We start from the raw sequence: 13,853 nt of genomic DNA on the forward strand, positions 1-13,853 counted from the left end.
GCATCCGCTTAAAATTCATCGAATGGGAGCCGTGATGACGCGCGAGGGAGAAGTGCGGCTGGCAGATGCGTTGCCGACGCTGCGCGCCGACCCGGTGCCGTACGCGTGGTGGACTCTCGCAGGCGCAGCCTTCGGTTTCGCAGTGGCCGGAATCCTGACGATCGGCCCACCGATCCTGCTGCTGGCGCTCGCGATGGTGGTGTGCGGTGCCAGGGTTCGACGGCTCCGTGGCGCCGAGTCATACCTGATCCTGGTCGGGATCTCCGCAGCGCCGTGGTTCCTGGCTTGGCTCAACCGGGACGGGCCGGGCACCGTATGCCGCGTGGCCGGCACAACCACCGCCTGCGTCCAGGAGTGGAGTCCATGGCCGTTCGCCGCGATCGCCGTTGCCTTCATGGCCGGTGGTGTCTTCCTCGCAGCGCGGGCTCATAGCCGGGGGCAGCCGCCCGGACAGATCGGACCAGCGTATCCAGGGACCGACGAGGGAAGGGATGGTTGAGATGCCGACCGGACTGCACAGCGACACACCGCAGGGCCGCGGCAGGGGTGGCGGCGCGTCCTCGCAGAAGACCAAGGACGCACTGGTAGCGGCCGCGGCAGCCACGCTCGCGGAGCGCGGCTATGCGGGCACGTCCGCGCGACGGATCGCCGCGCGGGCGGAATGCAACCAGGCGCTGGTCTTCTACCACTTCGGATCCGTGGACGACCTGCTGCTGACCGTGCTGGACACCGTGTCGGCCCGGCGCATGGCAACGCTGGGCGCGCGCGTGGACGAGGCGGCCACTCTCTCGGCACTGTTGGACGTGCTGCAGGACATGGTCACGGGCGATCCGCGCAACGGCGACCTGGCCGTGCTCGTCGCACTCATCGACGCCGGGCGTGGGAACCCGGGGCTGGCGCACGCAGTGGGCGAGCGGCTGCGACCCTGGCAACAGTTCACCGAGCAGACCATTCACCGCTTTGCCGCGATGCACCCACTCGGGATGCTCATCCCCGTCCCCGCGGTCGCCCGAATGACCATGGCGACCGTGCTCGGGCTGGAGCTCCTGGGCATCCCCACCGATCACGACCCAGCCCCGGTCACGGATCTCATCGGCCAGCTGCGCACGCTCGCCGCAGTCGCGGATATCGCCGGCCCACAATATCCGAAGCGATCATGAGCAGCACGCAAACGTATGCGGTAACCGGCGCCTTCAGCTACTCCGGCCGGGCGATCACCGCCGAGCTCAAGGCACGCGGGCACCACGTCCGGACGCTTACCGCGCACCCACGCCGCACCGCCGATGCGGAGGGCCCGGACGAAGTCCGACCGCTGAACTTCGACGACCCCGGCGAGCTACGCTCGAGCCTGCGCGGCGTAGACACGCTCATCAACACCTTCTGGGTCCGCTTCCCCCACGGCGGCACGACATTCGCCGATGCCGTGGATCGCTCCAACGGCCTGCTCGATGCCGCCGTCGACGCCGGCGTGCGACGCATCGTCCACGTGTCGATCACGCACGCCGACCCCGCGTCGCCCTATGCCTACTTCGCGGGCAAGGGTCTGGTCGAGCAGCACCTGACAGCGCTACCCATCGGTCACTCGGTCCTCCGGCCCGCGATCCTGTTCGGTGGGCAGGCCGTGCTCATCAACAACATCGCCTGGCTGCTGCGCAACCTGCCGGTCTTCGCCATCGGTGGCCGCGGCACCTATCGCATTCGTGGCATCCATCTGGCCGACCTCGCACACCTGTGCGCCGACGAGGCAGAGTCCGACACCGACGTGTTGCTCGACGCAGTAGGCCCGGAGCGCCCCACGTTCCGCGAGCTGGTCACCCTTGTGCGCACTGCCGTCGGATCCCGTGCGGCACTGATCGACGTCCCCGAGCCACTGGTTCCCGTCTGTGCCGCCGCCCTCGGTGCGGTCATGCGAGACACCCTCTTGACCAAGCAGGAATACCAGGCCATGGCACACGGCCTGGCCGACACCACCGGTGCCCCGACGGGCGACCTCGCGATCAGCGACTGGATCGCCAAGAACGGGCACCGCCTGGGCCGTACCTACCTCAACGACACGCGTGGCCGCCGGATGCCCCGCTAGCCGAGGCCAATTCGCGTGGTCCCGTCGGTCCGTGGAGTTCACGGGCCGCGATCTCGCGAACGAGGCGTTCGGCGACGGCATACGCCGTACTCTGGGAAGGACAAGGTTGGACTCCGGTTGGCGGCCAACCGTCACCTGGAGGATCCATGCTGTTTACGCAGTACTACCTCGAGTGCCTGTCCCAGGCGTCCTACCTCGTCGGTGACGAGACGTCAGGTCGGGCGGTGGTCATCGACCCGCGACGCGACATTGCCGAATACCTCGACGACGCGAAGGCTCACGGGCTGACCATCGTCGGGATCATCAGCACCCACTTCCATGCCGACTTCCTCTCCGGCCACCTCGAACTCGCACGCGAGACCGGCGCCTGGATCGGCTACGGCGCGGTGGCCCAGCCGGAGTTCGAGGTCCGCTCCCTGACCGATGGTGAGCGCATCGGTCTCGGCGAGGTGACGCTGCAGATCCTGGCGACCCCTGGGCACACACCGGAGTCCATCAGCGTGCTGGTCTACGAGCACGCCGATGATCCCGTCGCATATGGCGTCCTGACCGGCGACGCGCTGTTCATCGGCGACGTGGGGCGGCCCGACCTGCTCGCCTCCGTGGGAGTCACGGCCGACGAGCTCGGTCGGATGCTCTACGACTCGGTGCAGCACAGGCTGATGGGCCTGCCCGACGCCGTTCGCGTCTTCCCGGCGCACGGAGCGGGATCCTCCTGCGGCAAGAACCTGTCGACCGAACGCCAGTCGACCATCGGTGAACAGCGTGCCCTCAACTACGCCTGCCAGCCGATGAGCGAGGCCGAGTTCCTCGCGGTTGTCACCGGGGGGCAGCCGCCGACCCCCGGCTACTTCGCCTACGACGCGACGCTCAACAAGCAGCGTCGGCGGCTGCGCGACACCGCCGCGACCATCCCTGCACTGACCGCCGAGCAGGTTGACGCTGCGCTGGCCGAGGGCGCCGTCCTGCACGATGCGCGTGACCCACGGGAGTTCGCGACCGGTCACCTACGGGGCGCGATCAACGTGCCGTGGGACGGGCGCCTCGCGGAGACCGTCGGAACCGTGCTGACCCCGGAGCAGCAGGTCGTCATCCTGGCACCGGAGAGTCAGGAGCAACAGGTGGCGATGCGGTTCGCCCGCATCGGTTTCGACAACGTCGTCGGCTACGTGGCCGATCCCGATGCGTACCTGCTCCTGCGCAGGACTGCGGTGGCACCCGCGAGCCGGCTCACGGCGAACCAGGCCAAGGACGCCATCACCTCGGCCGACGTGCAGACCGTCGACATCCGCAACCAGGGCGAGCTCATCGCCGGTATGCTCCCCGGCGCATGTCACATCCCGCTCGCCCAACTCGCCTCCCGGGCAGACGAACTCGACCCCGACCGGCCGGTCCTGCTCTACTGCGCCAGCGGCTGGCGGAGCAGCGTGGGCGCCAGCCTCCTGCGCGCGAAGGGCTTCGCCGATGTCAGTGACCTCCTCGGAGGCTACGGTGCGTGGCAGAGCCCTCAGCCCGCCGCGTCCTGAGACTCAGTCCCGCAGTATGCGGCGCGCGAGGTCCCGGACGACGTCAGGCGTGTAGGGCTCGTGGTGTCGTCGTTGGGAACATCGCGCCGATGAGTTCGGCGGATGAACTGTGCGGCGATATATCATTCGATATGGTCACGTCATGAATGAAGTTCGGGAGATGCGGTACGCGGCCGGACTGACACAAGCAGCTCTGGCGCAGCGATCCGGTGTCGCTCAACCCAATATCGCCAGCTATGAGAATGGTCAGCGGCGGCCATCTGCAACGATGCTGCGGCGGCTGCGGGACGCGGCGAAGCCGAGGCCATCAAGCATGCTGACCTTGCATCGCATGGAAGTGCTTGCAGCAGCGCGTCGGCACAAGGCTACTGACGTACGAGTGTTCGGGTCGATCGCGCGAGACCAGGATGTGTCGGGGAGCGACGTCGACCTGCTGGTTCGCTTTGCGTCCGACGCCGACGTGTTCGACCTTGCGGATCTGACGGTCGAGCTTGAGGAGCTGCTGGGAGTGAGCGTCGACATCGTGTCAGAGGGTGGCCTGCGACCTGACGCTCAGGGGATCGCGTCACAGGCTGTGCCATTGTGAGTGACGTCAGGCAACGGGAGCGCATTCTTCGCACCCTTCGAGACCTGCTTCGGTTCACCGAAATGGCGGCCCGCCTTGTCGAACGTGGCCGAACCGCATACGACACGGACGAGGCGCTGCGGCTGGCGTCCGAGGCGATTCTGCACAAGATCGGGGAGGCTGTCGCTCGACTGCCCGAGGAGTTCACGGTCGCGCACCCGGAGGTGGCCTGGCGCAGCATGCGTGCGACCAGGAACATCGTCGCGCACGAGTACGAGCAGGTGGACTACAACATCATCTGGAACGCGTTCGCGGGTCGACTACCGCACGAGGCGCACCTGATACGTCGGGCCCTGTCGGACGTGCAGTCTGCGGACCAGTGAGCATCAGGACGGGTGTGCTCCGCGGGCTGTGACTGGATGCTCGTCGCTCACCGGCAATGCCCGAGGGTCGTAGGCTCGGCGCGTGGCGAGCAACCGAATGGACCGAGGTCAGTTCTATGCCCGGCTGGCGCAACTGGATGAGGCTGGGCTGAAGAAGGCTCTGTGGACGCTCTATTGGCGAGGGGCGGCGCCTGTGCGGGAGCGAATCGAGACGGTGATCGACCCGAGCGCGCCGAGCACGACGCGACGGGCGGCCGCTCCGCCGGATCCTGCCAAAATCGCGCGTGAGGTGCGGGAGCTCGCGGCGCTTGCCCGGGCCGGCGCCTACCTGGCCGGGGACCGGCGGGTCTCGCCGAAGGAGCGGACCCGATGGAGGTTCACCTTCAAGGCGCTCGCGACCGACGCGGTGGCGGCGCTCGGCGCGAACGATGTCGATCGTGCCGCGTCTGCGGTGGCGACGCTCGTCGACCTGGCTGGTGAGATGGGCGGCTACGACTACTTCCGCTCGGATGATCCGATCGAGGCGGCACGGTTCGTGGTCTCGGACGCCGTCGGTGTGATGTGGTCGGCCATCCTGCGGGAACACGGATTCCCCGAGTTCAGCGAGCGCGCCGTAGCCCAGTTGGTGCGGTGGGAGTCGGCCTCCGGTTGGACGCGCAGGGGTGATGGATGGGTTTCGCAGCGCGAGACGACGCTCGCGCAGTTGCTTGAGGGGCTGATTCCCGCCGGCGACGCGTGGGGTCAGTTCGCCGACCGGTATCTGGAGGCTCTGGACGGCGCGCCCGGCGGCGGACGAGCCGGCGGGTCCCGCGGGCCAGTGGAGCGAGCCGAGGCGCTGAGTGACTGGCATGCGATGCTGCTGGATCGGCTTGCCGACGGCGACTACGAGGACCGGCTGGACCTGATCGCCCACCACCGCGCGCTCGCTGGGCCGGAGCGCACCTTCCTGCAGGCGAGGCTCGCAGCCCGCGATCACTGAATCCTCCCGACCGGTGCAGATGCGGGCGTCCGGTCCCGGCGGGACCACACGGACTCGCTCGTTGTCGCCGCTCCGGCGTACCCTCGCGGGCATGGCCGACCAGCCCGTCATCGGACCCCGCGAGCGACAGACGCTCGCGGCGCTGCGGTATGCCGTGCAGGAGGAGGCCGGCGCCTACCTCGCTATCATGCGGTTGTTCACCTCGGGAATGGCGGCGTTCCTGTCCGACCAGTCGGCCGCCGAGATCGCCGACCTGCTCACCGCGCAGGGCATGGACCTCGACCACGACACCGTCGAGGCGCGCCTGGTCTACCTCGTCGAGCACGGCAACCTGGCCCGCAGCCCCCGCGAGACGGAGGCCCGCAGTATCAAGGAGTACCTCTCCAACCGGGCGCGCTACCAGCTCACCCAGCGGGGCGAGCTCGTGCACCGGCAGGTGGAGGAGCTGCTGGAGCACACCGACGCCGCCCGCGAGGTCTCCAGCGAGATGCTGCCCGGCATCCTGGCGGGCCTCGAGTCGCTGCTGCACACCGCGCAGGACGGCGACCTCGAGACCGTCGATCCGAGCGATCTCGCGGCCCGGATCACCACAGTCTTCGCGCAGTTCGAGCTGTTGGTCTCCTCGACCCGGCAGTTCTACACCTACCTGTCTCAGGTGCTCACCCGCTTCGACCTCGGCCGCGACGAGTTCCAGACCTTCAAGGGCGTGCTGCTGGACTACCTGCAGCGATTCGTCGACGAGGTCTCCCGTCACATGCCGCAGCTCGCCGACGTGCTGCGACAGCTCGCGCCGCAGGTGCCTGGTCTCACCGACCGCGCCGGCGCGGGTCAGCGGCTCATCGACGTCGACGGCCGGGCGGCGCGCCGCGCACCCGGGCTGTCACCCGAGGACTGGCAGGGCATCCAGGTCTGGTTCGTCGGCGCTGCCGGCCGCGCACCGGATGCCGACAACGTGCGGCGGCTGGCCACCGACGCCATGCGCGCACTGCTGGTCAACCTGCGTCGGATCACGGCGGGCGCCGACCGCCAGCAGAGCAGGTATGACGATCTGCTGAGACTCGCCCGCTGGTTCGACGAGTCGTCGCACGACCAGGCGCACGAGCTGTGGGCGGCAGCCTTCGGGCTGTATTCCGCGCGGCATCTGGGGTTCACCGCCGACGACGACAGCGATCCGGTGCCCGCAACGGCCACCTGGTGGCGCACGGAGGTGGCCGAGGTGCCGGTCAGCCTCCGCAAGCTCGGCGAGCGCAGGGCCGCCGGTCGAGCGGGAGCGCGGGTCGACTACTCGGCCGCCAAGGAGGCCAGGCTCGCGGAGCGTCGGCGCGCGCATGAGCAGCGCATGGCCGCGCTGCGGGAGATTGGCCAGCACACCGGCGATCTCGAGCAGGTCCACCTCAGTGACGGTGCGCGAAAAGAGCTGCTGGAGCTGTATTCCCAGACACTGTCCTCCTACGGGCGGCCTCTGACGAAGGATGCCCAGGCGCTCGCCGAGACGGCCGTCGACAACCAGCGGCTGCGCCTGATCATTACGCAGGATCCGCGAAGGTCCACCGTCATCACCAGTCCGCAGGGCGCGCTGACGATGGATGGCGTGCGATTGCACCTGACGTGGGCGGACACCTCCGCCACCGACCTGAGCCTGGCCTCAGGCTCGGAACTCCGCGCAGATCGGGGGCCGCGATGACGACCCAACCGCCGGCCACCAGCGAACAGGCTCGGCCGGTCACCGACCCCTATGTCCAGGCCGAGGTCCGCACCGCGGCGAGGGCGCTGCTGCGGTCGCCGCTGCTGTACCCCGGCGGCGGCCAGGACGAGGAGCTGCGTCTGGTCCGGCGGCACCGGGAGGAGCTGACCCGGCTGTTCGGCGACGGGCTCGGATACCGGTTGCTGGTCGAACCCGGCTTCGCGCGACTGGTCAAGACCGGCCTCGGCCGCGACGCCAGCCGCGGGCTCAGCAGGCGCAACGGCACCGCCTTCGACCCACGCCGTTATGCGATGCTCTCGCTGACCGTGGCCGCACTCGGCCGCACCCGATCCCAGCTGCTCATCGACGAGCTCGTCGCCCAGGTGCGCTCGGCCGCTGCCGACGCCGGCGTCGATGTCGACCTCGACGCCATCGCCGACCGGCGAGCCCTGCACTCCGCGCTCGTCGCCCTCATCGACCTGGGGGTGCTCAGCGAGCGCGACGGGCACGTGGACGACTGGATCGAAGGGCGCAAGGACACCCTCCTCGACGTGCACCGCGACCGGCTCGGCGTGCTCGTCGCCGCACCGCTCGGCGGATGCGACAGCGCGGACGAGGTCGTGGCCGTCGCATCCGTGCCATCCGCCGCGGGCGGCGCTCGGGTCGCCGTGCGCCGCACCCTCACCGAGCGGCCGATGTTGTCGACCGAGGATCTCACCGAAGAGCAGCGGGAATGGTGGCGCCGCAACCGCAATCGCGAACGCGAGTGGTTCCAGGCCGCCCTCGGGCTCGAGGTCGAGCTGCGCGCGGAGGGCGCCATGGCGATCGATCCGGACGGTGACCTGACCGACCTGACCTTTCCTGGCCCCGGATCGGCCAAGCACTACGCCCTGTTGCTCCTTGCCGGTGTTGTCGACGAGATCCGCGCCACGCTCGGCAAGACCGCCTACGGGCAGGCCTGGGTGCCGCAGCCCGCCGCCGTCGTGCAGCGTGTCGGCGATGAGGTCTTCGCGAGCTGGCGCGACGGATTCCGCAAGGCGCACCGCGAAGACCCGGCCGCGCTGCACCGCGAGGCGCTCGACGTGCTGCGCGACGCCGGGCTGATCCGTTGGGAGCACGGCTCCGTTCTCGTGCATGCGGCAGCCGCTCGCTACGCTCCCCGGCCGACGCTCGTCGAGGCGTCGAGCACCGGCATGCCCTCCCTCTTCGACGAGGAGTCCTGATGAGCCTGACCGCAGCCGCACCGACCGGCCGTCTGCAGCCGGTGGGCGACCGATTCCGCCTGCACCGTGCCGGGATCCTCAACGTCTGGCAGTACGACGACCAGGAGTTCCTGGTCGCCGACGGCCGCATGCTGCTGCGCGGCGCCAACGGAGCCGGCAAGTCCAAGACCCTGGAGATGCTGCTGCCGTTCGCGCTCGACGGCGACAAGGCACGCATCACCGCGTCCGCCCGGCATCACACCAGCCTGCTGTGGCTGATGACCGACGGCTACGACGGGCAGGCCAGGGTCGGCTACATCTGGGTCGAGTTCGAGCGCCACGACCACGACGGCCACCGGCACACGTTCACCTGTGGGGTCGGCATCCGCGCCTCGGCATCGGCCAAGACCGCGAGCGCATGGTTCTTCGCGACCGACCAGGTCATCGGGGACGACCTGCTGCTGGAGGACGACGGCGGTCCGCTCAGCCACGGCCGGCTCAAGGAGGCGATCGGTGACCGCGGCGAGGTGTTCACCAGCGCCCCGCAATACAAGGAGCACGTCGGCCAGGCCCTGTTCGGGCTCACCGTCACGCAGTACGACGACGTCCTGCGGCTGCTCTACTGGCTGCGGCAGCCGCAGGTCGGCGAGGACATCGAACCCGCCCGGCTCGCAGGTCAGCTCGCGCACTCGCTGCCCGAGCTGGACGAGGCGTCGATCAAGGCAGCCGGCGACATGTTCGACGAGCTGACGACGTATGGCGAGCAGATCCAGCGCCGCACCCAGGCGGCCACCGCGTTGCGCACCCTCGCGCTCGCCTACGCCGGCTATGCCCGTGGCAGCGTCGCGGCTCGCGGGCGGGCCCTGCTGGAGGCCGGGCAGGACGAGCAACGTCTGCGCAAGGCCGTGCGCCACACCGCCCGGCAGCGGCAGGAGCTGCAGCAGCAGCGGGATCACACGGATGCGGCGCTGCTGGCCGCCGAACGGTCGGGGGCCGACGACGCGGCCCGCATCGAAGAGCTTTCGGCCAGCCCGGAGGCTGATGACCAGCGGCGCCTGGCCGACCTGACCCGCCAGGCCAAGGATGACGAGCGGCGCGCCGCCGACACCCGCGGCGACCAGGAGGCAGCGCGCGCCAACCACGAGCGGCGCGCACACGATCTGGAGCGGAGTACGGACGACCTGCACCGCCGGTTGCGTGAGCAGGCCGACACGATGCGGGCGCTCGACCACCAGCAGCGCGACCTCGGTGTGCCGGATCCCCTGGTCACGCCGGCCGCACTTGCCGCCGACCTGCGGGGTGACGGTCGGCCCGATGAGGTCACCTCCGCACTCGGACTGGCACGGGGCGAGCTGACGGACGCGCGCGGTGCGGTCGGGCGCAAGCAGGCGGCCGTGCGGGTGTTGCACGAGGCGCTGCGTACTCTCGGCAATGCCCGGCGTCTGCTGAGCCGACGCGAGGAGGAGGTGGCGGTCGCGGAGCAGCGGTGGGAGCAGGCACGCGCGCGTCGCATCAACGCGGACGAGCAGGCCGAGACACTCGGGGCGGAGCTGACCGACCGGTTGCGCGCGTGGGCGGATGAGGAGGTCGCCCCGGTCGTCGACGTCGACATCTCGCTGACGCCAGAGGTGCTGGAGACGCTGCCGGACCGTGCTCGCCGGGCAGCCGCCGAGCCGCTGGCAGCCCTGCACGCCGACCGGCAGTCCGCCGCGACGGCACGCGAGACGGCCGCCACCCGCATCGCCGAGCTGGACACCCAGCGCGCGGCCATTGAGGCCGAGCGAGACCCGTCGCCACCGTCGCCCACTCTGCCGCGCACGGCCCGCCCGGACGGCGCGCCGCTGTGGCTGCTGGTCGACTTCGCACCCGACGTCACGGACGAGCAGCGGGCCGGGTATGAAGCGGCGTTGCAGGCCTCCGGACTGCTCGACGCCTGGGTGCGGCCCGACGGTCGACTGCTCGATCCCGAGCAGCGCGACACCCTGCTGGAGCCCGGCGGTAGCGCCGTCGCCGACCGGCCGTGCCTCGCCGAGGTGCTGCGGCCCAACCTGCCGGACGGCACCGACGTCACCGATGATGTCGTTGCGGCCGTGCTGCGGCGGATCGGCATCGGAGACGCCTCGGCGGCCGCGGCTGCCGAAGGTCCGACGGTCGGTGCCGATGGAGCCTGGCACCTCGCGCCGCTGCGCGGCCGAGCCGGCAAGGAGCGAGCCCAGTTCATCGGTGCCACCGCGCGTGCGCAGGAGCGCAGCCGCCGACTGGCCGAGATCGACGACGTGCTCGCCCGGGAGCGCCACGCCGAGCAGGTGGCCTCGGCCCGGCTGGTCGAGCTCACCGCCGCGATCGACGCACTCGAGGGGTGGGTGCACCGCCTACCGTCGGCGTCCGCGTTGCAGACCGCGTGGGCCCGGGTCGACGAGCGCCGGGAGCGCGAACGCGCCGAGGAAGGGGCCAGCGCCGCCGCGACGCAGGCCGCGCATGACGCCCGCGAGCAGGTCGTAGCGGCTCAGGCGGCGGCGGATGAGGTTGCGCGCAGCCACGACCTGCCGACCGACAGCACCCAGCTGGACGCGCTGGCCGAGCGGCTGCGCGGTCTCGACCACGACCTGCAGCGCGCGACGGACCAGGTGCCGTCGTTGCTGCGCGACCTCGACCGGTGGACCCGCGACCTGGCGACCGTCAAAGACGCGGAGTCCGCGCTCACCGCAGCGCGGGAGCGGGCGGGAGCTGCGGGCGCCGCGGCCCAGGAGACCGCAGCTCGCCTGGACGCGCTGCGCAGCCGGGCCGGGCTGGCCGTGCAGCAGCTCGAGCGGCGGCTCGCGCAGCTGCGCGCGTCGGTGCAGGGTGCCCGCGAGGAGGCTCGGGGGCACCGCGAGAGTCTGAGCGGGCTCGATCGGCAGATCGGCGGCGCGGAAGGTGCCGTGCAGCGCGCGCACGACGACCTCGCCGAGCACGCGTCCGTCCGCCACGACGCGCTGGAAGGAGTTGCCTCGCTGGCCGACGTCCCCGGGCTGATCTCCTCCGCGTTCGAAGTAGACGATGCCGGGAGGCGCACGCCGGAGGCACTCGAGGCGGGGGCGCCGGGCGCACTCACGATGAGCGACCTGACCGCCATGCGCGCGCTGGCGGCCGATGCGCCGATACCGCCTGCGGTGCACGACCTCGCGCAACGGCTGGCCGGACGGGCCACCGACGGTGACGCGACGGACGTGACGGTATGGCGTGCCTACAACGAGGCTCGCAGCGGTCCGGCCGCCGATCACGAACCGGCCGTGTCGGAGTTCGGGGTCCTGCTCACGGTGTCCGGCCGCGACGACGCCGGGCAGAGCCCGATCGGTGAGCTCGCCGCGCGGGTGAGCACCGCCGTCGAGCACGATCGCGAGTTGCTCACGGCGCGCGAGCGCGAGCAGTTCGAGCGGCACGTGCTCGGTGAGCTCGGCGACGCGATCCGTCGCTGTCGGGTCGAGGCCGACGAGCTGGTCGCGGCGATGAACGAGCTCCTCGCGGGGGTCACGACGTCCCAGGGCATCCGGGTGCGACTCGACTGGCGGCTGCGGGACGACGTGCCGCCCGAGGTACGCGAGGCGATTGACCTGCTCGTGCAGCCGGTCGGTGCGCTGCTGCCGGAGGAGCGCGCCGCGCTGCGCGACTGCCTGCATCGCCTCATTGAGGCCTCGCGGGCCGAGCATCCGGAACGCTCCTACGGCGAGCATCTCGCCGAGGCGCTGGACTACCGAGGGTGGTTCGCGTTCCGCATCCGCTACACCCGCCCGGAGAGCAACGGGGCCTGGCTCGACCTGCACCGCCGCTCGCCGCTATCTCAGGGAGAGCAGAAGGTGCTGTGCTACCTGCCGCTGTTCGCCGCCGCCGCAGCGCATTTCACCTCGCTCGCCGGTGCAGCACCACACGCGCCGCGGCTGGTGCTGCTGGACGACGCCTTCCCGAAGATCGACGTGCGCACGCACCCGCTGCTCTTCGGCCTGCTCGTGCAGCTCGACCTGGACTTCGTCGTCACCAGCGAGCGGCTCTGGGGTGACCACGAGACGGTGCCGACGCTGTCCATCTACGAGGCCCTCCGCGACCCGGGGCAGCGGGGGATCGCGCAGTACTACTACCGCTGGGACGGCCGCCAGCTGCACTCCGTCGGATGACGCAGGACACGCCGCTGCCCGCCTGGGTGTCGGATCCGCGGCTGGAGCGACTCTGGGCCACGGTGCGGTCGCGCTACGAGGCGGGCGGGCTGGAGGCGGCCGGCCACACCGTGGTGGCCCTCGAATCGCGTGAGGAGCGGCACGCCGCAGGCGCCCTGCTCGGCCGCGCCATCACCCGCGACCGGGCGCGTATTGACCTGGCGGTTCTCGATCAGCGGCTGCGGGAACGATCCGGGGTCGGGGGACTCGCGGCGGTGCTGCCCCTGGTCACCGGCGGCGTGCTGCAAGACCGGCCCGCCCGACGCGCCGCGGCGCAGGCCTCCAGGCAGGAACCGCTCGCGCTGGCGGGTGAACTGGTCACCGCGCCGTGGGCCGACGACTGGATCGCCGGGCTGCGCAGCACCGGCCTGCTGACCGGGCGGGCGGGCGCCTCCGCCATCATCCGCCAGGCGGCCGCCGTGCTCACCGAGCTGACCCGCGGCGAGGTGGAGCGTCCACGCTCACGGGTCGAGCTGGCCGCGCAGGTCACCGGCGACGCGCACGCTCTCGACGAAGACCACGTCCTGCACCGCGTCGTGCTGCGTGGGCTCGCTGCGGCGGCCGGGCAGCCAGCACCCGACACCAGCGGAGCCGCGCGGGCACTGTGGGACGCGTATGCCGTGCAACCAGACCTCATCTCACGCACCTGCCTGCTGCTCGGCCTACGACCCGGCGGCCCGGATCCGGTGAGTCGCCGGCTGCGGCTGGCCGCCGACGCGGGCGACCCGGTGCACCTGACCGACCGCGACCTGCGAGCGCTGCCAGCGTTCGAGTCGGGCGCCAGTCGCCCCGCTCTGGTCTGCGAGAACCCCCGCGTGCTGGAGGCGGTGAGCGAGACCGCCGGGGGAGCCGTGCCGGTGATCTGCACGGCGGGAGAACCGAATACGGTCGTCACGGGGCTGCTCGGTCTGCTCGCGGCGGCAGGATGGACGCTGCGGTACCACGGCGACTTCGACTGGCCGGGCATCGCCATCGCCAACCGGGTGGTCGACCGGTTCGGAGCCAGGCCGTGGCGGATGGATGCGGACGACTATGAAGCGGGCGTCCACTCCGATGCGCCGACGCTGCGGGGGCGCGAGGTGGCACCGGCGTGGGATCCCGAGCTCGGTTCGGCGATGCGCCGGGTCGGACGATGTCTGCACGAGGAGTCCCTGCTGCCGATTCTGCTGCTGGCCCTGGCCGACCTGGCATAGCCGGTCGGTGTACGAACGGGGAGGACTCGGCGGATGGTGCATGCAGTGGGT

The 13,853-nt window shown here is 70.9% G+C and carries 11 protein-coding genes; all 11 read left to right on the top strand.

All coding sequences use genetic code 11. The features are described from left to right. Window positions 1–22 precede the first annotated feature (22 nt). Complete coding sequence (locus tag FGL98_RS01765) at window positions 23–499, top strand: hypothetical protein (RefSeq protein ID WP_146314947.1); 477 nt, start codon at window positions 23–25, stop codon at window positions 497–499. Beyond that, window positions 492–1,160 carry a TetR/AcrR family transcriptional regulator gene (locus FGL98_RS25190; protein ID WP_222431962.1) on the top strand — a complete coding sequence of 223 codons (669 nt, stop codon included), beginning with the start codon at window positions 492–494 and terminating at the stop codon, window positions 1,158–1,160. Before FGL98_RS01765 ends, FGL98_RS25190 begins: the two co-directional genes overlap by 8 nt. Further along, entirely contained in the window at window positions 1,157–2,080 is a 924-nt protein-coding gene (locus FGL98_RS01770; RefSeq protein ID WP_186525921.1) for an SDR family oxidoreductase, read from the top strand. Before FGL98_RS25190 ends, FGL98_RS01770 begins: the two co-directional genes overlap by 4 nt. A gap of 146 nt (window positions 2,081–2,226) precedes the next feature. Continuing rightward, window positions 2,227–3,606 carry an MBL fold metallo-hydrolase gene (locus tag FGL98_RS01775; protein WP_146314949.1) on the top strand — a complete coding sequence of 460 codons (1,380 nt, stop codon included), beginning with the start codon at window positions 2,227–2,229 and terminating at the stop codon, window positions 3,604–3,606. Between the two features lie 142 nt (window positions 3,607–3,748). Beyond that, a complete protein-coding gene (locus FGL98_RS01780; protein ID WP_146314950.1) occupies window positions 3,749–4,192 on the top strand; it encodes an XRE family transcriptional regulator in 444 nt (147 codons plus the stop codon). After that, window positions 4,189–4,554 carry a HepT-like ribonuclease domain-containing protein gene (locus FGL98_RS01785; RefSeq protein ID WP_146314951.1) on the top strand — a complete coding sequence of 122 codons (366 nt, stop codon included), beginning with the start codon at window positions 4,189–4,191 and terminating at the stop codon, window positions 4,552–4,554. Before FGL98_RS01780 ends, FGL98_RS01785 begins: the two co-directional genes overlap by 4 nt. An 82-nt stretch (window positions 4,555–4,636) precedes the next feature. Then, entirely contained in the window at window positions 4,637–5,533 is an 897-nt protein-coding gene (locus FGL98_RS01790; protein ID WP_146314952.1) for a hypothetical protein, read from the top strand. Between the two features lie 91 nt (window positions 5,534–5,624). Further along, window positions 5,625–7,217: a TIGR02677 family protein gene (locus FGL98_RS01795; protein ID WP_186525922.1), complete on the top strand. Its 1,593-nt coding sequence runs from the start codon at window positions 5,625–5,627 to the stop codon at window positions 7,215–7,217. Continuing rightward, entirely contained in the window at window positions 7,214–8,440 is a 1,227-nt protein-coding gene (locus FGL98_RS01800; RefSeq protein ID WP_146314954.1) for a TIGR02678 family protein, read from the top strand. The genes FGL98_RS01795 and FGL98_RS01800 overlap by 4 nt, the downstream gene beginning before the upstream one ends. After that, on the top strand, window positions 8,440–12,570 hold the full coding sequence (locus tag FGL98_RS01805; protein ID WP_146314955.1) for a TIGR02680 family protein: 4,131 nt from the start codon (window positions 8,440–8,442) through the stop codon (window positions 12,568–12,570). Before FGL98_RS01800 ends, FGL98_RS01805 begins: the two co-directional genes overlap by 1 nt. Next, window positions 12,567–13,802, top strand: coding sequence for a TIGR02679 family protein (locus FGL98_RS01810; protein WP_146314956.1), 1,236 nt, complete (start codon window positions 12,567–12,569; stop codon window positions 13,800–13,802). Before FGL98_RS01805 ends, FGL98_RS01810 begins: the two co-directional genes overlap by 4 nt. The last annotated feature ends 51 nt before the right edge of the window (window positions 13,803–13,853 follow it).

It is taken from the genome of Leekyejoonella antrihumi (assembly GCF_007845645.1).
Lineage (GTDB): Bacteria > Actinomycetota > Actinomycetes > Actinomycetales > Dermatophilaceae > Leekyejoonella > Leekyejoonella antrihumi.